The organism is Nocardia sp. NPDC041819, from assembly GCF_055590505.1.
Map to the genome: position 1 here is coordinate 198830 of NZ_JBVJAP010000001.1, position 17640 is coordinate 216469.

Consider the following 17640-nt stretch of genomic DNA (forward strand, 5'->3'; position numbering starts at 1 on the left):
ATCTCTGTGCATGAAGGTTCGGCTCCACCACATGCTCGCTCGGTCTCCGCGTCGATGGGTGGCGGTAATGGCGGTGGGTGCCATGGCATGCGCCCTCACCGCCTGCGCCGCGACGGAGGCGGGCGCCGACGACCGGCCGGTGGTGCTCACCACGTTCACGGTCCTCGCGGACATCGCCCGGAACGTGGCGGGCGAGCACTTGACCGTGGAGTCGATCACCAAGGCGGGCGCGGAGATCCACGGCTACGAGCCGACACCGGGCGACATCAAGAAGGCGTCCAAAGCGGATCTCATCCTGGACAACGGGCTGAATCTTGAGGCGTGGTTCGCCCAGTTCGTCTCCGACCTGCGGGTGAAACACGTCGTGGTGAGCGAGGGCGTCGCCGCGCTGCCGATCCGCGAGGACGCCTACCAGGGCAAACCGAACCCGCACGCGTGGATGTCGCCGCACAACGCCCAGATCTACGTCGACAACATGGTGCGCGCGTTCGGTGAACTCGCACCTGCCCACGCGGCCGATTTCCGCGCCAACGCGGAGCGGTACAAGTCCGAGCTGCGCACGGTGCACGACGAATTGACCGGCACCTTGAACGCCCTACCGCCGAACGAGCGCGCTCTGGTCACGTGCGAGGGCGCCTTCTCCTACCTGGCCCGCGACGCCGGACTCACCGAGAAGTACATCTGGGCGGTCAATGCCGAGCAGCAGGCCACGCCCCAGCAGATCGCGTCGGCCATCGACTTCGTCCGAGGACAGCGGGTGCCGGCGGTGTTCTGTGAGTCCACGGTGTCGGACGCGCCGATGCGCCGGGTGGTCGAAGCCACCGGCGCGGCGTTCGGGGGCGTGCTGTACGTCGATTCGCTGTCGGAGGCGGACGGGCCCGTGCCGACCTACCTGGCGCTGATCAGGCACGACGCGCAGACCATCGGTTCCGCGCTGACGGGCCACCGCCCATGAGCACGCCCGCGATCGAGGTGCGCGGCGTCACCGTCCGCTACGGCGAGGTCCCCGCGCTCGAGAATGTGGACCTGACCGTCGACGCGGGGCGGGTGTGCGGTCTCATCGGGATGAACGGCTCCGGCAAATCCACCTTGTTCAAGACGATCATGGGTCTCGCCCGGCCCGACCGGGGGACGGTGCGGATCGACGGCGGCGCCCCCGTGACGGCGCGCCGGGCGGGGATCCTCGGTTACGTCCCGCAGAGCGAGGACGTCGACTGGACTTTCCCGCTTTCGGTGCGGGATGTGGTGATGACCGGGCGATACGGGCGGCTCGGTATCACCCGCCGGGCGCGCAGGGCCGATCGGGAAGCCGTCGCGCAGGCGCTGGAGCGGGTGGAACTGACCGATCTCGCCGACCGGCAGATCGGCCGGTTGTCCGGCGGGCAGCGCAAGCGCGCCTTCGTCGCGCGCGGACTGGCGCAGGGCGCGACCGTTCTGCTGCTCGACGAGCCGTTCGCGGGCGTCGACAAGCGTTCGGAGGCCACGATCACCGCGCTGCTGCGCGAGCTCGCCGCCGACGGCGCCACCATCCTGGTGTCGACGCACGATCTGCACGCCCTGCCCGGCCTCGCCGACGAGGCGGTGCTGCTGATGCGAACGGTGCTCGCCCAGGGCAGCCCTGATGCTGTGCTGCGCCCGGAGAACTTGGCCAGGGCGTTCGGCCTGGATGTGATGAACCGGGTGTGAGCCCGGCCGAGTGTGGGACGGACGCATGAGCTTCACCGAAATCTTCATCGACCCTTTACGTTACGAATTCATGGTGCGTGCGCTGGCCACAACCGTGACCGCGGCGCTGGTGTGCGCGGTGCTGTCCTGCTGGCTGGTGCTGATCGGGTGGTCGCTGATGGGGGACGCCGTCTCGCACGCCGTGCTGCCCGGCGTGGTGCTGGCCTACATCCTCGGGCTGCCGTTCGCGGTGGGCGCGATCGTGTTCGGGTTCCTGGCGGTGGCGTTGATCGGCGTGGTGCGCGACACCAGCCGGATCAAGGAGGACGCCGCCATCGGCATCGTCTTCACGACGCTGTTCGCGTTCGGCCTGGTGCTCGTCTCGGTGACGCCGAGCCAGACCGACCTGAACCACATCGTGTTCGGCAATCTTCTGGGTGTGAGCCGCGCCGAGCTGATCCAGGTGGTGATCCTGGCCGCGATCACCCTCGCCGCGCTCGTCCTCAAACGTCGTGACTTCACCCTGTACGCCTTCGACCCCACGCACGCGCACGCCATCGGCCTCAGCCCCCGGTTGCTCGGCACGGCACTGCTCGGCCTGCTGGCCCTCACCGCCGTGGTCGCCCTGCAAGCGGTCGGCGTGGTCCTCGTGGTGGCCATGCTCATCATCCCGGGCGCGACGGCCTACCTGCTCACCGACCGCTTCGGCCGGATGCTGATCATCGCCCCCACCGTCTCGGTGACCTGTGCGGTGGCGGGTCTGTACCTGAGCTACCACCTGGATACGGCTCCCGGCGGCATGGTCGTGGTGGTCCAGGGACTGTTCTTCACGGCCGTGTACCTGTTCGCACCCCGGCAAGGCGTGCTCGGACGGCGGATCTTCGCGGCGCGTCGCGCGGATTCGGTGAGCGCTTGATCGGCGACAACCCGGCGACCGAAAGGTTGGGTTCCGTGCCGTCAGGACTGGATTTCGTTGCGGCCGAGCGCTTCTCGGACAAGCGCGCGAGCTTCGCGGACGCCGGTCGCGGATGCCGCTCTTCAACCAGCGCGTCCCGGCCGTCCGCACCTTCCCGGCGCCGATCCGGCACCGGACCGACATGGGCCCGCACCGTGGTGGTGGACCGCGCTCCGCATGCGCGAAGATGATGTCTCGTGGTGGATTACACGACGATCTTCGATCGGGTCCGCGGCTCTCTGCTGGGCGGAGCGGTGGGAGACGCGCTGGGATGGCCCATCGAATTCCTGCGGCTGGAGCAGATTCGGCAACGCTACGGCGACGACGGGGTGACGGGCTTCCTGCCGCAGCACGCCGTGGACGCACCGCAGCAGATCACCGACGACACCCAGATGACGCTGTTCACCGCGGAGGGATTGCTGCGGTCGCAGCCGGGCGCCGATCCGGTGCCCGCGCTGCGCCGAGCGTATCTGCGCTGGTTGCAGACCCAGCGTCAAGAGGAGCCCGCGCCGCACGTCGACGGGTGGCTGGCGAGTCTGTCCTTCCTGTACGCGACGCGCGCACCGGGGAACGCGTGTATGTCCGGCCTGAACCAGCAAGCGCGGGGATACCTCGCACCGGCGCCGCTGGGCGAACCCGGTCCGGTGAACGCGCATTCGAAAGGCTGCGGAACGGTGATGCGGTCCGCGCCGTTCGGACTGGCGGGTGTGGGGCCGGACCAGGCGTTCACCACAGCGGCACGGGCCGCGCAGCTGACCCACGGACATCCCACCGGATATCTGGCCGCGGGCGCGTTCGCCGCGCTGATCGATCGCGTGGTGACCGGTATCGAGTTGCCGATCGCGGTGCGCGAGACGGTCGACCAGCTTCGGGCCCATCCCGCGAGTGCGGAAACCGTTGAGGCACTGACCCGGGCGGTCGAGTTGTCCGACGGGGCGGTCTCCGCCGAACGGGTTGAGCAGGTCGGCGAGGGGTGGATCGCGGAGGAGTGCCTGGCCATCGCGGTGTATTGCGCTCTGCACGCGGCCAGGACCGGCGATGTGCGCGCGGCGCTGCTGCTGTCGGTGAACCACTCCGGCGACTCCGATTCCACCGGTGCCGTGGCGGGCAATCTGATCGGCGCCGTGCACGGCGTCTCGGGACTGCCGATGGAGTGGGCGGCCGCGGTCGAGGGGCGCGATGTGCTGGTCCGGGTCGCCGACGATCTCGTCATGAACTTCGGTCTCGGCGACCGGGCCGCGCTCGCCCCGCGATACCCCCGCGACGAAGGTCTGTGACGACGATCAGGACGAGGATTCCTCGTGCACCGCGTTCTCCGCTCCCGTGCCGTCCGGTCGCCGGCACACCTCGCGCACGCGTCCGCGCAGCCAGCGGTGCGCCGCGTCCGCCTCGAACCGGACGTGCCACAGCAACGACACCGTCACCTCGGGAGCGCGAAAGGGCAGGGCGAACGAGTGCATCCCGCGCCGCAGGACCGTGGTGTGGCGCTCCGGAACCGTCGCGACCAGATCCGAGGATCTCGCCAGCGCCAAGGCGGCGCCGAAACCGTCCACGACCGTCACGACCTCCCGTCGGTGGCCGGTGGGGTGCAGAGCCTCGTCGACCAAGCCCTCGTCCAGGCCGCGCCGCGAGACGTGCACGTGCCGCGCGGAGGTATAGCGGGCCGTCGTGATCATCCCGGCGCGCAGCGGATGCTCGCTGCGCACCACCCCGATGAACCGGTCGGCGAACAGGAACGTGCTCGCGATATCCGGAGGCAGCGCGCGCTCGATCACTCCGACCTCCAGGTCGACGCTCCCATCGCGCAAGGGACCGGTGTCCTTCTTCGTCTTCTGCGCGAAGCGCAGCCGAACGCCCGGGGCGGCGCGGCCGACCTCGGCCACCAATTCGGGGCCGAACCGCTCCACGAAGCCGTCGCTGCTGCGCACCGTGAAGGTCCTGGCCAGCCCGGCCAGGTCCAGCGTGCCTGCCGGCCGCAGCACCTCTTCGGCCTCCCGGACCAGGTCGCGCACGCGGTCGCGCAGTTCCACCGCGCGCGGTGTGGGCGTGAGCCCGCGGCCCGACCGCACGAGCAGCGGGTCACCGGTGGCCCGGCGCAACCGCGCCAGCTGGCGGCTCATCGCCGACGGGCTGAGCGCGAGCCGTTCGCCCGCCCGGGTGACGCTGCCCTCCTCGAGCAGGACGTTCAGAGTGATCAGCAAGTTCAGATCGGGCCCGGCCATGCGCACACGATCGCACAAGCTCGTTCGTGACATGGCGTTCGGTGCACAATCGGCTTTCCATTTGTGCGCCTTCCGCCAGGTGAGGGCGGGATCTAGCGTCCAGGGGGACACCCCCGATCGAAGAGGTCATCGTCGTGAAACCAGCGCAACCACCCGCGCGGACATCGCCCGTTCACCCTGCGCGCTCGGCCCGGCCGCTGCTCGCGCTTTCGCTGTCGATGATGCTGCCGTCGCTGAGCATCAGCATCGCCAATGTCGCGCTGCCCGCCATGGCGGTGGCGTTCGGCGCTTCCTTCCACCAGGTGCAGTGGGTGGTGATCGCCTATCTGCTGGCCACCACGTCGCTGATCGTCGGCGCGGGCAGGCTCGGTGACGTCACAGGTAGACGACGGCTGCTGCTCGTCGGCATCGGCGTGTTCACCGGCGCGACGCTGCTGTGCGGTCTCGCCCCGAACCTGGCCGTCCTGGTCGCCGCTCGGGCGCTGCAAGGCGCCGGCGCCGCGTGCATGATGGCGCTGACGATGGCCCTCGTCGGCGAAACCGTTCCGAAGGACCGCATCGGCAGCGCCATGGGTCTGCTCGGAACGATGTCGGCGGTGGGCACCGCGCTGGGTCCCTCGCTCGGCGGAGTCCTCGTCGCCGCCTTCGGCTGGCGCGCCATCTTCCTGGCCATCGTGCCGATCGGGCTGCTCACGATCACCCTGTCGAACCGCGCGCTGCCCGTGTCCGCGCCGGAGAGGAAACCCGGGCGGTCGCGTTTCGACATCCTGGGCACGTTGTTGCTGGCTTTCACCCTGGGCGCCTACGCCACGGCCATGACGATCGAGGGGAGGTTCGGCCCACTCGGTATCGGGCTGCTCGGTGCCTGCGCGGTGTGCCTCGGTCTGTTCGTCGTGGCCGAGCGCCGGGTCGACGCCCCGCTGCTCACCTTCGGCATATTCCGTGACCCCGTCCTCGCCGCCGGTCTGGCGACGAGCGCCTTGGTCTCGACCGTCGTCATGACCACCCTTGTCGTGGGCCCCTTCCACCTCGCCCGTGCCCTGCATCTCGCTCCCGCCGCTGTCGGGTTGGTGATGGCGGCGGGTCCGGCGGTGTCCGCCCTCACCGGTGTGCCCGCGGGGCGCGCCACTGATCGCTTCGGCGCCGGGCCGATGGTGGTGGTCGGGCTCGGCGCCGTGATCGGCGGCACGACCTCGCTCGCGATGCTGCCCACCACCGCCGGGGTCATCGGATACGTGCTGCCGCTGATGATCACGACCTGCGGCTACGCGCTGTTCCAGGCGGCCAACAACACGATGGTCATGAACGACGTCGCACCGCACCAGCGCGGGCTGGTGTCGGGCATGCTGAACCTTTCCCGGAACCTGGGCCTCATCACCGGAGCCTCGGTCATGGGAGCGGTCTTCGCCTTCGCGGTCGGCGCGAGCGATGTCACCGTCGCCGCACCGGAGCAGGTGGCACGTGGTACGCAGTGGACCTTCGCCGTCGCAGCGCTTCTCGTCACCTGCGGTCTGGTGATGGTTCTGGCGGTACGAGTGCGCAGCTCTCGCCCGCGTCGGCCGTCGGACGCCGGAAAGCTCGATGGCGGGCATCGAGACCGACACGAATAACGCTGTCGGACAACGGTGCCCGCCCTCGGATCTGGGACCTGACGGGGTTCGGCCTCGCGTGCTGTCCGGCAAGACGGGGGTCGTCGGGGCTCCGCCCCGTGGGTAGCAGGGGGAGCGCCCGACGGCTCGAAAGAACCCTTATGCGCCCAGTGTGGGGGCCAGGTGCGGCCAGGACTCGTGCAGGTCGGTCTCGAATTGCCCCCAAGTGTGCGAGCCCTCCGAGCGGTTGACGTGAATCGCCGGTAGCCCGAGTTCCTCGAGACGGTCGGCGAAGGCCGCCGTACAGGAACTCGCGATCGCCTCGAGCGGGGGGAAGGGCAGGCCGCGATCTATCGCACCCGGAGTGCCCGAAGCGGCGGACAAGAAGATGGTCTTCCCGGCCAGCGCACTCGCATTGGCGAAAGCGTCGTGTGCCCGCCAGAGCGCGTCGCCCGGCGATCCCCACATGTTTCCCGGGTTTCCCCCGCCACGGATGACCTGCGCGGTGACCATCGCCGCGCCTGCGGCGTCCGCGGCCCACGGGCACCCGCTGTAGGCCGCCACGGCGTCGTACACCTCGGGCGCCTGGATCGCGAGGTCGATCGCGGAGCCCGCGCTCATCGACACCCCGGCGATCGCGTTGCGCCCGGTCGTCCCGAGTTCGGCGTCGAGGGTCGGCGGAAGTTCCCGGGTCAGATAGGTCTGCCACCGGTTTCGTCCGACCGCCGGATCGTCGGCGCGCCAGTCGGTGTACATGCTGTACGCGCCACCGACCGGCATCACCACATTGACTCGCTTGTCGGCGAAGAACTCACGTACGTCCGTGTCGTCCCACCACGAGATCCCGTCCACCCCACCGCCGATTCCGGTGAGCAGATACAGCGTGGGCGCCGGACCGCCCCCCGCCGCGCGGATCACCCGATTGGTGACCACCCGATCCATGGACGGCGAATAGACATCGATCTGCGATACGGAGCCGCCGAGCGGAACCTGCCCGACCACGTGCGCGCGAGCCGCCTCGGCCGCGGCGGGTCGTACGGCGAAGACGGACACTGCGACAGCGGTCGCCAGCGCGCTGACGAGCACGCCCAAATACTTAGAAGCACTCACTATTCCGTTGTACCCATCCGCGGCCTCGGCACTCATTGCGCCGTAACATCTCTCGGTCAACTATGAGTCGAAACCTCATGAAGGCAACGGTTTTCGATGATGCGTCAATGGATTGTGTTTCCCGGTATGGCGCTGGGCTGTCAGGCCACCGTGTTCTCCGGAGCGCTCCCTGCTGAAAGGCCGCGGTCACGTTCACCTCGTCGGGTGGACCGCAGGACACCGGCCGCCCACAGCGCCGCGCCGATGTACAGCGCCTGCTCCGGAATACGTGCCCACAGCGGTGTCGCGGGCGCGCCGTTGAACGGGATGTCGGAGACGGCTGCGTAGATGTTGGCGGGCAGCATCACGACGAACAGGGCGGTGAGCCCGAGCCCCGCGGCGCGGCGGGTGCGGGTGCGGAACAGGCCCGCCGCGCCGAGCAGTTCCAGGACGCCGGTCAGGTAGACCATCGCGCCGGGAAACGGGACCACCGGCGGCACCATCGGGAGCAGATCGCCGTGGGTGGGAACCGGGGAGTCGGCGAACGCCTCCGGCAGGAAATGCGTTGTGCCGGTCATGATCAGCATCACGCCGAGGGCGTAGGCGGCGCAGGTGGGCCAGGCGGCGAACCGGCGCGCGCCGAGGGCCCCCGCCGTGCGCAGCGCGAACAGGGTGGTCAGCAGAACGATGAGGGTTTCCATCATGCCTCCATGGGGACGGTCCGGCCGGGCGCCGGGGTCGTGGTGAATCGGATGAGCAGGTAGAGCAGGACGCCGAGCGGCGCGAAGAGGATGGTGAGCACGAGCAGCGGGCTGATCAGTAGCGATGGCAGGCCGCGGGTGCGGCTGTCGGAGAAGATCCAGCGCCCGAGGAACAGGTCGAAGGCCACGAAGTGCGCCCATGCCGCCGCTGCCCCGGAACTTTCCCCGAGTACGGCCCGCAGGCCGGACAGCTCCGGACGGATCAGCGCCGCGGCGAACGCGCCGAACTCTGGCACGACCAGGGCCGCGTAGATGATCAGGGGCGGGAGGCAGATGAGCGGCGAGGCGACGAGCGCGGCGGTCCTCCGCCATGTCGGCGCGAGGATCATCAGTGCCCAGAACGGCGCCGCGAACCAGAAGGTGAGGTCGAAGAGCAGTTCCGTCATCGGTTCGCACCAGCCGGGAAGCGCCGCGCCACAATGTGTTTCGGTCGCAGCGCGGTGGCCGTGAACGCCGTCGCGCCGAGCGCGGTCGCAGCGAAAGCCGCCAGGGTGGCCGCGTCGGGATGGACCACCGACTGCCCGCGCAGCGCCTGCCAGGTCAGCACCGTGACCAGCGCCGCGTAGGTCGCCGCGGCGGTCACGACGAGCGTTCGCCTGGTCTGCGCCGAGCGCAAGGCCGGGATCCGCCGCGAACCGTACTCGAGGGCGAGCAGCACCAGCGGAATCACTTGCAAGGCGTGCATTCCGAGAAAATGCGGGACGCGCAGATCGCCGCCCGCCGTGCTCCAGCCGAGCAGGGGCAGTCCGGGGCCGCCGTCGGCAAGCCCGACGGTGTGGGCGCCGCTGATCGAACCGCCCGCCGCTTGCTGCTCGGGCGTTGCCCGCACCATCAGCATCCCCAGTGCGGCGCCCGCGAGCGAGAGCGCGGCGCCGTACCGGATCGCCGCGTTGCGGGCCGGGTCGGCCGCCGGGTCGGCGAACAACGCCGCCGACGCGATGAGGGTGGCGATCCAGACCACCACGATGGACGAACCCATGACGTTCCACAGCGCCGCGTTCAACGGCGTCGTGAAATTGAAGTGGCTGGTCGTCCCCCGCACGATCTGGGTGGTGATGACGATCAGTTCCACTGCCAGGCCGAGCGCCGCCACCGTCCCCGCCCACCAGGCGATGCGCCGCCATCGAGTGAGCTGGGCGAACAACCACGCCCAGGTCACGGCGTAGATCAGCACCGAAAGAGCGAACTTGGCGGATTTGGCCCAGATCGGCAACCCGGTCAGGGTGCGGTCGTCGATGATCATCCCCCCGATCGACCAGACGACCAGCAGCGCCATCGCCACGGCGAGCAGCATCAGCGGCCGATGCCAGGAGAGTGCGGGGAAACGCTGGAAGAGGGCGGTCACGACACGTAGACCTTTCGGGAACTCGGACTATCGATAGTTGTACTATCAGCAACGATTATGGATAGCTGTACTATCTGCTGTCAAGAAGCCGACCCAGTCCGAGGAGTCCGATGCGGATCGCCGAGCTCAGCCGCGCCAGCGGCGTCCCCTCCGCGACGATCAAGTACTACGTGCGCGAGGGGTTATTGCCCTCCGGTGTGCGAACCCATCGCAATCAGGCCGAATACAGCGATGCCCACGTCAGCAGGCTGCGGCTGATCCGGGCGTTGGTGGACATCGGCGGTGTGTCCATCGAAGCGGCGAAGGAACTGCTCGCGGCGCTCGACAGCGGCAGCCTGTCGGCGCGGGAGTCGCTCGGTCATGTGCAGTACGCGCTGGGCGGGCGGAGGTCGCAGGTCGGTGACGAGCAGCGGGAGGCCGCCGCGGCGGATGTTGCGGCACTGCTGGACCGGCGCGGCTGGCGGATCCACGACGACAGCCCGGCGCACGGCACCCTCGTGGACGTCTGCGCCGCCCTGCGCATGCTCGGCCACGACGACGTGGTCGCCGCGATGGACGACTACGCGGTCGCGGGGGAAGCCATCGCCGCCACCGACATCGCCCTGGTCCGCGACCAATCCGGCCTGGAACGGATGACCGAAACCGCCATCGTCGGAACGATTCTGGGCGACACCCTGCTCGCCGCGCTGCGCAGGCTGGCGCAGGAGCATCTCTCCAGCACACTGTTGCCGCCGGAAGAGGACGCGGCCCGCACCGCAGGCGAGGTTTAGCCCGGCCTTCGCGCGGCATGCCGGAAGGAGGACCAACCCGAGGCGAAAGGAGAGTCGCTCATGACCGATCAGTTGGATGGAACGCGCGTGCTGATCATCACCTCGAACACGGGGGTGGAGCGGGACGAGCTGTTGGTGCCGCGCGACGAACTGCGCAAGCGCGGCGCGCGGGTCACCCACGCCGCGCCGAAGCGGCAAGAGGTGCAGACGTATCAGCACGACACGGAGAAAGACGCCGTCGTGCAACCGGATACGTCGCTGCACGAAGTGTCGGTAAACGATTTCGACGTACTCGTCGTGCCCGGCGGCACGGTGAACGCGGACAAGTTGCGGGTCACCGACCGGGCGATCGAATTGGCCAAGGAGTTCGCGGGCGCGGGCAAGCCGATCGCCGCGATCTGTCACGGCCCGTGGCTGCTGGTGAACGCCGAGCTGGTGCCGGGTAAGACGCTGACCTCGTACTTCTCGCTTCGCGCCGACATCGTCAACGCCGGCGGCGACTGGGTCGACGAAGCGGCGGTGCGCTCCACCGAGGGTGGGTGGACGCTGCTCACCTCGCGCAACCCTGGTGATCTCCCCGATTTCGTGCACGCGATCACGCGCGAAGTGGTCCCTGCCGCACGGTGACCAGCGATCTCGCGTAACGTGCCGGTTCAGTTGCCCGGCAGTGGTTTTCGCGGGTCGATCGCGATGCCGAGGTCGCGCAGGCGGTTGTCGATGAGCAACCAGCACTCGGTGGTCAGGCGGGCGACGAGGGCGGTCTCGGTGGTGTCGTGGTGCTCCAGCCACCAGCGCACCGAGGCGTCGACCAAGCCGAGCAGTGCGACCACCACCCGGTCCGCGGCCAGTGGGTCGGCCCCGAAATCCGGCAGGTAGCGCGCCGCCGCCGCGGATATCTCGGCGGCGAAAGCGCTTCCGCCGACGCGCGGCTCGTTGCGGCCGCGCCGGTAGTCGCGTCCGACCAGGAAGCGATAGAGATTGGGATGCTCGGCTGCCCACCGCACGTGCTGGGCCAAAGGCGCGCGGATGATGTCCAGCGGTGTGCCGTCCACGGCCAGTTGCGCGCGAATCCGTTCGGTGAGATCCCGGTGCGCGTGCCGGGCGACCGCCAGGTCGAGTTCCTCTTTGCTGGCGAAGTGCCGGTAGACGTGCGTGCGGGCCAATCCGGCCCGATCGGCGATCCGGCCGGTGAGTGCGTGCGGGCCGTCCTCCTCGATCGCCGCGATCGCGGCTTGCACGATGGCGCGGCGACGCTCGTCCCGGCCTGGCCGGTTGCTGGTGGACCGTCGCGCGTCGGCGGTGTCCACCCAGGGTTGTCGTGCCACGCGGCTCAGCGTATCCGCCGTCCGATCGAGTGGTACACCTTGTACCCGGCAGTCGATTGGTACACACTGTACCCGTAACTGTCGGTATCAGACTTTCGCGAGGACACACCCGATGACGACCTACCGGTCCGCCTGGCTCGACGACGACCTGGACGCCCTGCGCGAGCTCGCCCGCTCGTTCTTCGCGAAGGAGTTGACGCCGAACATCGACAAGTTCATCGAGCAGCACCACGTCGACCGTGACTTCTGGACCAAGGCGGGCGCGCTCGGCCTGCTGTGCGCGTCGATCCCGGAGGAGTACGGCGGGGGCGGCGGCACCTTCGCGCACGAGGCCGTACTCATCGAAGAGCAGGCCAAGGCGTTCGACACCTCCTGGGGCGCCACGCTGCACAGCGGCATCGTCGCGCACTACCTGCTGCACTACGGCACCGAAGAGCAGAAGCGGCAGTGGCTGCCGAAGATGGCCAGCGGTGAGGTCGTCGGCGCGATCGCCATGACCGAGCCCGGCACGGGGTCGGACCTGCAGAACGTGAAGACCAAGGCGATCCGCGATGGCGACGAATACGTGGTGAACGGCTCCAAGACCTTCATCACCAACGGCAGCCAGGCCGACCTCATCATCGTGGTCGCCAAGACCGACACCAGCGAGGGCGCGGGCGGCATCTCGCTGGTTCTGGTCGAGGCCGACCGGCCGGGCTTCCGGCGCGGCCGGGTGCTGGACAAGGTCGGTCAGAAGGGGCAGGACACCTCGGAACTGTTCTTCGAGGACGTCCGGGTTCCGGTGTCGAACCTGCTCGGCACGCAGGAAGGCCAGGGCTTCGTCCAGTTGATGCAGCAGCTCCCGCAGGAGCGGCTGATCATCGCCGTCGGGTCGGTGGCCGGGATGGAGGCCGCGCTGGAGGTGACGCTGCGCTACACGAAGGAGCGGCACGCCTTCGGCAAGCCGCTGTTCGCGTTCCAGAACACCAAGTTCACCCTCGCCGAGGCGGCCACGGAGACCCGGGTGGCCCGCGTCTTCCTGGACGACTGCATCGCGCGGCATCTGCGCGGAGAACTGGACATCCCGACCGTCGCGATGGCCAAGTGGTGGACCACCGACCGCGCCATGTCGGTGGCCGACGACTGCCTCCAACTGCACGGCGGCTACGGCTACATGACCGAATATCCGATCTCCCGGATGTGGACCGACAGCCGGGTGCAGAAGATCTACGGCGGCACCAACGAGATCATGAAGGAGATCATCGCCCGCAGCCTCTGATCGGGTGGCCGACGGTGTTGGCGCAGCGCCAACACCTTGTCGGTGCGCCGGCCCGGGGGCCTACGCTTCGGTGAGGTCCACCCAGGTGGCCGTGGCAGAGACAACGAGGTGCTGGCCACCTCCGGCGTGAAGGGACGATTGCGATGAGCGACGTCGAAACTCCTCCGTTCAAGGACATCGTCAACGGGGCACTGGAATTCACCATCCCGATCGCGCACAAGATGGGCGTGCAGGCGGTGGAGGTGCGCCGCGGTTTCGCGGCGACCTCGGTGCCCGCCGAGGGCAACGGCAACCACTTCGGCGTGATGTACGCCGGTGTGCTGTTCACCGTCGCCGAGATCCTCGGCGGCGCGATCGCGGTCGCGACCTTCGACAACTCGGCGTTCTATCCGCTGGTGAAGGACCTGCGCATCTTCTTCCGCAAGCCGGCCAAGACCGACGTGCGCGCGGAGGCGACGCTGTCGGAGGAGGAGATCGCGCGCATAAGCGAAGAGGCGGCCGCGAACGGCAAGTCCGACTTCACGTTGCGTGCGGTGGTGACCGACGCCGACGGTGTGGTCGTCGCGGAGACCGAGGGGCTCTATCAGTTGCGGGCGCACGGGAAGTAGTCCGAGTCGTTACCTACGGCAGTGGTCGCGGCCGCTGTCGTGCCCGGGGTGGCGAACCGGTCGTGTGTCGCCAGGCGGGGGCCGCGGAGGCGAAGACGCTCTCGTCTCCGCGGCCCACGGCTATAACGCCTGGTCCGCGCCGTTTCAGCTAGGTCGGCGTGAACGCGCCCGCGATCGTGCGACGCGTCCGCGGAGGCATCGTATCCAGGTCACGGATCGCTTCCGCGCCGCGCCGTCGTCGCATCGGGGCGAGGCGCGGAAAGTGGTCGATATGGAGATAACGAGTCGGTCGCTGGAGCCGCCCGAGCGGCCCGCGGGACGGGTTGTCTACCTACTACCGCAAGTCGTGGACCTGGGAAAATGCGACTCGTTTCACGATCTAATCGTGATCTCGAACACATAACGGAAGCATTACGCACGTTCGATATAGCGGATTTTCCGCCGATCGACCTGGGGGAATGGCCGGGAGTCTCGACCAGGGGTCAAACGTCGCGGCACGTTATTCGAACGTGATCTGTCGCGACATCTCCGCTAACGTCGGTGACGGCTCGGGGCAACACCGAGATCGAGCTCGAATCGCAGAACGCCGGAAACCCTGTCCCGCGGTTCGAGTGTCCACAACCTTCCTGGGGACAGGGGCGCGGCGATATACGCCGAGCCGGTGGGCGCAGGCGGGAAATCTCATGTCGCATAACCGTAAATTCACCACTCGTGTTCTCGGCTTCACCGCGGCCATCGGCGCTTTCGTCGCCGTGCCGTTCGGTCTCTCGACCGCCACCGCGTCGGCCCACAACTGGGACGCCGTCGCGCAGTGCGAGAGCAGTGGCAACTGGTCCACCAACACCGGTAACGGCTTCGCGGGCGGCCTGCAGTTCACCCAGAGCACCTGGGAGGCCAACGGCGGCTCCGGCAGCCCCTCCAGCGCCAGCCGCGAAGAGCAGATCCGCGTCGCCGAGAACGTGCTCGCGACCCAGGGTCCGGGCGCCTGGCCCGTGTGCGGCGCCTACCTCTGATGCGCCACCGGCGCCTACCGCTGAGTTTCGGTAGGCGCCGGGCTAATTCTCGGCGGTAAATGCCGAGCGGCGATTACGCGTAATCGCCACAATCGCGTCGGACAATTCAGCGTCGAATTGTCCGGCCCGATTAGGAATTCACCGGACGCGGATTCGCGCGCTACTTCCGACGACGGACCCCGCGCTTCGGTCGCTGTCGGGTAACGGTGCTCAAGCGCGCCACAGCTGGTCACCGGCACGGGACAGCACGATGTTCGGCACCACCGCGTTGCGGGACAACCGGGTGATCGCCAGCACCATCTCGGCGATGTCACCGGTCGTGAGCATGGCCGACCGGTCGAGTACCTCCCGCTTCCACGCGGTCATATCGGTGTCGACGTAACCGGGAGACACCGCCGTCGCACTGACGCCGTTCCCGGACTCCTCCAGCGAAACCGTCTCGCACAGCGAGATGAGCGCCGCCTTTGTCGCGCCGTAAGCGGCGAGGCCCGCTTCCCCCGCGACGCCGGTGATCGACGCGAGCGCGACGATCTTCGCGCCGCGCTCGCGGTCGGTGCTCGCGCTCTTGCGCAGCAGCGGAAGCGCCGCCTGGATCAAGGTCAACGGCGCGCGGAAATTCACATCGAGCATGCGCTCGTACGCCTTCGCGGGCAGGTCGGCCACCGCACCCGCCGTGCCGGTGCCCGCGCTCAGGACCAGCACGTTCATCCCACCGAAGCGTTCCTCGTGTGCCTGCGCCAGAGCGCGCACCTGATCGAGGTCGGTCATCTGCGCGACCACGGTGTGCACCTCGGCGCCCGTCTCCTCGCGCAGGCGGGCCGCGGTCTGCTCGAGGGTTTCGGGCGTGCGCGCGGCCAGCGTCAGGTGATAACCCTCGCCCGCCAGGCGGCGCGCCACCTCCGCGCCGATTCCGCGCGACCCGCCGGTGACCAGTGCCGTGCGGTCGCTCATCCGAGGCGTTCGATGATCGTCGCGTTGGCCAGACCGCCCGCCTCGCACATCGTCTGCAGGCCGAAGCGGCCGCCGGTCTGCTCCAGGTGGTTGACCAGGGTCGACAGGATGCGGGTGCCGGAGGCGCCCAGCGGGTGGCCGAGGGCGATGGCGCCGCCACGGGGGTTGAGCTTGTCCGGATCGGCGTTCACCTCCTGCTGCCAGACCAGCGGCACGGGGGCGAACGCTTCGTTCACCTCGTAGGCGTCGATGTCGTCGATGCTCAGTCCGGCGCGATCCAGCACCTTGCGCGTGGCCGGGATGACGGCCGTGAGCATGAGCAGCGGATCGTCGCCCACCACGGCGAACGAGTGGAAGCGGGCGCGCGGGCGCAACCCGAGCTTCGCCGCCGCCTCCTCGCTCATGATCAGCGCGGCGGACGCGCCGTCGGTCAGCGGCGAGGAGTTGCCCGGCGTGATCGACCACTCGATCTCGGGGAAGCGCGCTGTGTACTGATCGTCGACGAAGGCGGGCCGCAGCTTCGCGAGGCTTTCGCCGGTGGTGGCGGGCCGGATGGTCTCGTCGGCCGTCAGCGTGCCCGCGGCGACCAGTTCGTTGTCGAAACCGCCCGCCGCCGCGGCCTCGGCCGCGAGCCGATGTGAGCGGGCCGCGAACTCGTCGAGCGCGGCGCGATCGAACTTCCACCGGGCGCTGATCACCTCGGCTGCGATGCCCTGCTGGATCAAGCCCTCCGGGTACCGGTGCGCGAGCGGGCCGCGGTTGGCGTCCTTGCCCTGGCTGTTGGAGAACATCGGCGCGCGGCTCATCGACTCGACACCGCAGGCGATCGCGATGTCGTAGGCGCCCGCGATGACACCCTGCGCCGCGAAGTGCGCCGCCTGCTGGCTGGACCCGCACTGCCGGTCCACCGTGGTGGCGGGCACCGACTCCGGGAACCCGGCGGCCAGCGCGGCGGTCCTGCTGATGTTGAACGCCTGCTCCCCGCTCTGCGTGACGCATCCGCCGACCACATCGTCCACCAGCGCGGGATCGAGGTCGTTGCGGGCGACGAGTTCGGCGAGCACGCCCGCCAGCAGGGTGGCCGGATGCACTTCCGACAGGCCGCCGCCTGCCTTGCCCTTACCGGACGGTGTACGGACGACATCGACGATGACGGCGGACCTCATAGCCCTCTCCGATCAGTTAAGTTAACTGCCATTCACAGTGAAGTTAACACAGGTTCGCGCTCTCGGGCCAGGTCGGGTGGTGCTCAGGTGGGATCGCGGACGCGGCGACGGGCGCGGCCCCGCGTGATGAGCCCGGCGCGGGTGAGGACGCGATGGCGGTGCTGCGGTCGACGCCCGCGAGCGCGTCGGCGACCCTGGTGTGCTCGGGCCCTGTCAGGCCGCGGTCAATCGCAGCATCGAGCGCGCGCCGCGCTGGAACTCGAAGTCCACTTCGGCGATGGCCGTTCGAATTCCTCCGGCGTGCAACGCCTTTCGGAGGCGATCGAGCAGGTCGTCCAGCGGCCCGCCCGCGTGGTCGACGAGTGGGAACACCCGGACCTCGCCACGGCTCGATCGCGCCAGTTCCCGCAGCGTCGCCAAGTGGAAGTCGAAATCGAGGCGGTCGGCGTAGGTGAACAGCAGATGCGAACTCAGCACCAGGTCGAAGGCGCGATCGGGAAAATCGAGCGCGGGCAGGAGGCCGAAGCGGTAGCGCCACGGGTTGGCGCGCAGATCTTCGGCGAACCGGGCCGCGGCGGCTTCTCGCACAAGCCGATGGCCGTCCGAATCCCCGTAGAAATCCCAGACGTAGCGGTCGGCGGCTGTCGTGTGGGACGTGCTGTGCTCGAGTTCCTCGGCCGCCAGAGCGGTCAGCTCCGCGGCGGGCAGCCGATAGACCGGATCCACAGCGACCACCCGCGCGCCGAGCGCGGCCGCCTCCACCGCGAAGCTCGCGGCGCCTCCGGGGCAGTCGAGGATCTCGCCACACAGGTCGTCGTCGGTGAGCGCGAACATGGCCCGGTATTCGCTCAGCGATCGACCGGTCAGCAGATAGCCGCCCCCCTCGATCGACCCGTGCTCGTCTCCCATGCGTCGGACGGTAG

General features: G+C 69.0%; 19 protein-coding genes. 10 read left to right on the forward strand and 9 right to left on the reverse strand.

Translation table 11 applies throughout. The annotated features are described in order from the left end of the window. The first annotated feature begins 10 nt into the window (after positions 1-10). From ACZ6DL_RS00970 to ACZ6DL_RS00985, 4 genes are all read left to right on the forward strand, one after another. Positions 11-955 (forward strand): metal ABC transporter substrate-binding protein, encoded by a 945-nt coding sequence (locus ACZ6DL_RS00970; RefSeq protein WP_466048148.1) that lies wholly within the window; start codon positions 11-13, stop codon positions 953-955. Further along, entirely contained in the window at positions 952-1686 is a 735-nt protein-coding gene (locus ACZ6DL_RS00975) for a metal ABC transporter ATP-binding protein (RefSeq protein ID WP_466048150.1), read from the forward strand. Before ACZ6DL_RS00970 ends, ACZ6DL_RS00975 begins: the two co-directional genes overlap by 4 nt. Positions 1687-1711: 25 nt before the next feature. Continuing rightward, positions 1712-2581 (forward strand): metal ABC transporter permease, encoded by an 870-nt coding sequence (locus tag ACZ6DL_RS00980; RefSeq protein ID WP_466048152.1) that lies wholly within the window; start codon positions 1712-1714, stop codon positions 2579-2581. A 239-nt stretch (positions 2582-2820) separates the two neighbouring features. Then, positions 2821-3897 carry an ADP-ribosylglycohydrolase family protein gene (locus ACZ6DL_RS00985; RefSeq protein WP_466048154.1) on the forward strand — a complete coding sequence of 359 codons (1077 nt, stop codon included), beginning with the start codon at positions 2821-2823 and terminating at the stop codon, positions 3895-3897. 6 nt (positions 3898-3903) lie between these two features. Here ACZ6DL_RS00985 and ACZ6DL_RS00990 read toward each other — a convergent pair whose 3' ends face one another. After that, a complete protein-coding gene (locus tag ACZ6DL_RS00990; RefSeq protein ID WP_466048156.1) occupies positions 3904-4842 on the reverse strand; it encodes a LysR family transcriptional regulator in 939 nt (312 codons plus the stop codon). A gap of 134 nt (positions 4843-4976) precedes the next feature. Here ACZ6DL_RS00990 and ACZ6DL_RS00995 point away from each other — a divergent pair, with 134 nt between their 5' ends. Continuing rightward, on the forward strand, positions 4977-6452 hold the full coding sequence (locus ACZ6DL_RS00995) for an MFS transporter (protein ID WP_466048158.1): 1476 nt from the start codon (positions 4977-4979) through the stop codon (positions 6450-6452). A gap of 138 nt (positions 6453-6590) precedes the next feature. Here the strand turns inward: ACZ6DL_RS00995 and ACZ6DL_RS01000 are convergent, their stop codons facing one another. From ACZ6DL_RS01000 to ACZ6DL_RS01015, 4 genes are all read right to left on the reverse strand, one after another. After that, a complete protein-coding gene (locus ACZ6DL_RS01000; protein WP_466048160.1) occupies positions 6591-7541 on the reverse strand; it encodes an alpha/beta hydrolase in 951 nt (316 codons plus the stop codon). A gap of 140 nt (positions 7542-7681) precedes the next feature. After that, the gene (locus ACZ6DL_RS01005) at positions 7682-8221 is read right to left on the reverse strand and encodes a DoxX family protein (protein WP_466048162.1); all 540 of its coding nucleotides are present in this window, start codon (positions 8219-8221) and stop codon (positions 7682-7684) included. Beyond that, complete coding sequence (locus tag ACZ6DL_RS01010) at positions 8221-8667, reverse strand: ABA4-like family protein (RefSeq protein WP_466048164.1); 447 nt, start codon at positions 8665-8667, stop codon at positions 8221-8223. Before ACZ6DL_RS01010 ends, ACZ6DL_RS01005 begins: the two co-directional genes overlap by 1 nt. Continuing rightward, positions 8664-9626: a hypothetical protein gene (locus ACZ6DL_RS01015; protein ID WP_466048166.1), complete on the reverse strand. Its 963-nt coding sequence runs from the start codon at positions 9624-9626 to the stop codon at positions 8664-8666. Before ACZ6DL_RS01015 ends, ACZ6DL_RS01010 begins: the two co-directional genes overlap by 4 nt. Before the next feature lie 110 nt (positions 9627-9736). Between ACZ6DL_RS01015 and ACZ6DL_RS01020 the strand changes: the two genes are divergently transcribed. Next, entirely contained in the window at positions 9737-10396 is a 660-nt protein-coding gene (locus tag ACZ6DL_RS01020) for a MerR family transcriptional regulator (protein ID WP_466048168.1), read from the forward strand. Positions 10397-10456: 60 nt separating this feature from the next. Then, positions 10457-11023: a type 1 glutamine amidotransferase domain-containing protein gene (locus tag ACZ6DL_RS01025; RefSeq protein WP_466048170.1), complete on the forward strand. Its 567-nt coding sequence runs from the start codon at positions 10457-10459 to the stop codon at positions 11021-11023. 26 nt (positions 11024-11049) lie between these two features. Here ACZ6DL_RS01025 and ACZ6DL_RS01030 read toward each other — a convergent pair whose 3' ends face one another. After that, a complete protein-coding gene (locus tag ACZ6DL_RS01030) occupies positions 11050-11721 on the reverse strand; it encodes a TetR/AcrR family transcriptional regulator (RefSeq protein ID WP_466048172.1) in 672 nt (223 codons plus the stop codon). Positions 11722-11833: 112 nt separating this feature from the next. Between ACZ6DL_RS01030 and ACZ6DL_RS01035 the strand changes: the two genes are divergently transcribed. The 3 genes from ACZ6DL_RS01035 (at position 11834) to ACZ6DL_RS01045 (ending at position 14600) form a co-directional block, all read left to right on the forward strand. Beyond that, a complete protein-coding gene (locus ACZ6DL_RS01035; RefSeq protein ID WP_357116715.1) occupies positions 11834-12979 on the forward strand; it encodes an acyl-CoA dehydrogenase family protein in 1146 nt (381 codons plus the stop codon). A 143-nt stretch (positions 12980-13122) separates the two neighbouring features. Further along, positions 13123-13587, forward strand: a complete 465-nt coding sequence (locus tag ACZ6DL_RS01040; protein ID WP_466048174.1) for a PaaI family thioesterase — start codon at positions 13123-13125, stop codon at positions 13585-13587. A gap of 683 nt (positions 13588-14270) precedes the next feature. Beyond that, positions 14271-14600 (forward strand): transglycosylase family protein, encoded by a 330-nt coding sequence (locus ACZ6DL_RS01045; RefSeq protein WP_062969504.1) that lies wholly within the window; start codon positions 14271-14273, stop codon positions 14598-14600. A 210-nt stretch (positions 14601-14810) separates the two neighbouring features. On the opposite strand, the gene ACZ6DL_RS01050 is transcribed toward ACZ6DL_RS01045, so the two are convergent. The 3 genes from ACZ6DL_RS01050 to ACZ6DL_RS01060 form a co-directional block, all read right to left on the reverse strand. Continuing rightward, entirely contained in the window at positions 14811-15551 is a 741-nt protein-coding gene (locus tag ACZ6DL_RS01050; RefSeq protein ID WP_466048176.1) for an SDR family NAD(P)-dependent oxidoreductase, read from the reverse strand. Beyond that, positions 15548-16717 carry a thiolase family protein gene (locus ACZ6DL_RS01055; protein ID WP_466048178.1) on the reverse strand — a complete coding sequence of 390 codons (1170 nt, stop codon included), beginning with the start codon at positions 16715-16717 and terminating at the stop codon, positions 15548-15550. Before ACZ6DL_RS01055 ends, ACZ6DL_RS01050 begins: the two co-directional genes overlap by 4 nt. A gap of 213 nt (positions 16718-16930) precedes the next feature. Continuing rightward, on the reverse strand, positions 16931-17626 hold the full coding sequence (locus ACZ6DL_RS01060) for a hypothetical protein (protein WP_466048180.1): 696 nt from the start codon (positions 17624-17626) through the stop codon (positions 16931-16933). Positions 17627-17640 lie beyond the last annotated feature (14 nt).

Excerpts from the sequence above, each read along its gene's own strand:
- ACZ6DL_RS00970 (WP_466048148.1), top strand. The coding sequence starts at position 11 with ATGAAGGTTCGGCTCCACCACATGCTCGCTCGGTCTCCGCGTCGATGG.
- ACZ6DL_RS00975 (WP_466048150.1), top strand. The coding sequence starts at position 952 with ATGAGCACGCCCGCGATCGAGGTGCGCGGCGTCACCGTCCGCTACGGC.
- ACZ6DL_RS00980 (WP_466048152.1), top strand. The coding sequence starts at position 1,712 with ATGAGCTTCACCGAAATCTTCATCGACCCTTTACGTTACGAATTCATG.
- ACZ6DL_RS00990 (WP_466048156.1), bottom strand. The coding sequence starts at position 4,842 with ATGGCCGGGCCCGATCTGAACTTGCTGATCACTCTGAACGTCCTGCTC.
- ACZ6DL_RS01005 (WP_466048162.1), bottom strand. The coding sequence starts at position 8,221 with ATGGAAACCCTCATCGTTCTGCTGACCACCCTGTTCGCGCTGCGCACG.
- ACZ6DL_RS01010 (WP_466048164.1), bottom strand. The coding sequence starts at position 8,667 with ATGACGGAACTGCTCTTCGACCTCACCTTCTGGTTCGCGGCGCCGTTC.
- ACZ6DL_RS01020 (WP_466048168.1), top strand. The coding sequence starts at position 9,737 with ATGCGGATCGCCGAGCTCAGCCGCGCCAGCGGCGTCCCCTCCGCGACG.
- ACZ6DL_RS01025 (WP_466048170.1), top strand. The coding sequence starts at position 10,457 with ATGACCGATCAGTTGGATGGAACGCGCGTGCTGATCATCACCTCGAAC.
- ACZ6DL_RS01035 (WP_357116715.1), top strand. The coding sequence starts at position 11,834 with ATGACGACCTACCGGTCCGCCTGGCTCGACGACGACCTGGACGCCCTG.
- ACZ6DL_RS01040 (WP_466048174.1), top strand. The coding sequence starts at position 13,123 with ATGAGCGACGTCGAAACTCCTCCGTTCAAGGACATCGTCAACGGGGCA.
- ACZ6DL_RS01045 (WP_062969504.1), top strand. The coding sequence starts at position 14,271 with ATGTCGCATAACCGTAAATTCACCACTCGTGTTCTCGGCTTCACCGCG.
- ACZ6DL_RS01050 (WP_466048176.1), bottom strand. The coding sequence starts at position 15,551 with ATGAGCGACCGCACGGCACTGGTCACCGGCGGGTCGCGCGGAATCGGC.
- ACZ6DL_RS01055 (WP_466048178.1), bottom strand. The coding sequence starts at position 16,717 with ATGAGGTCCGCCGTCATCGTCGATGTCGTCCGTACACCGTCCGGTAAG.
- ACZ6DL_RS01060 (WP_466048180.1), bottom strand. The coding sequence starts at position 17,626 with ATGGGAGACGAGCACGGGTCGATCGAGGGGGGCGGCTATCTGCTGACC.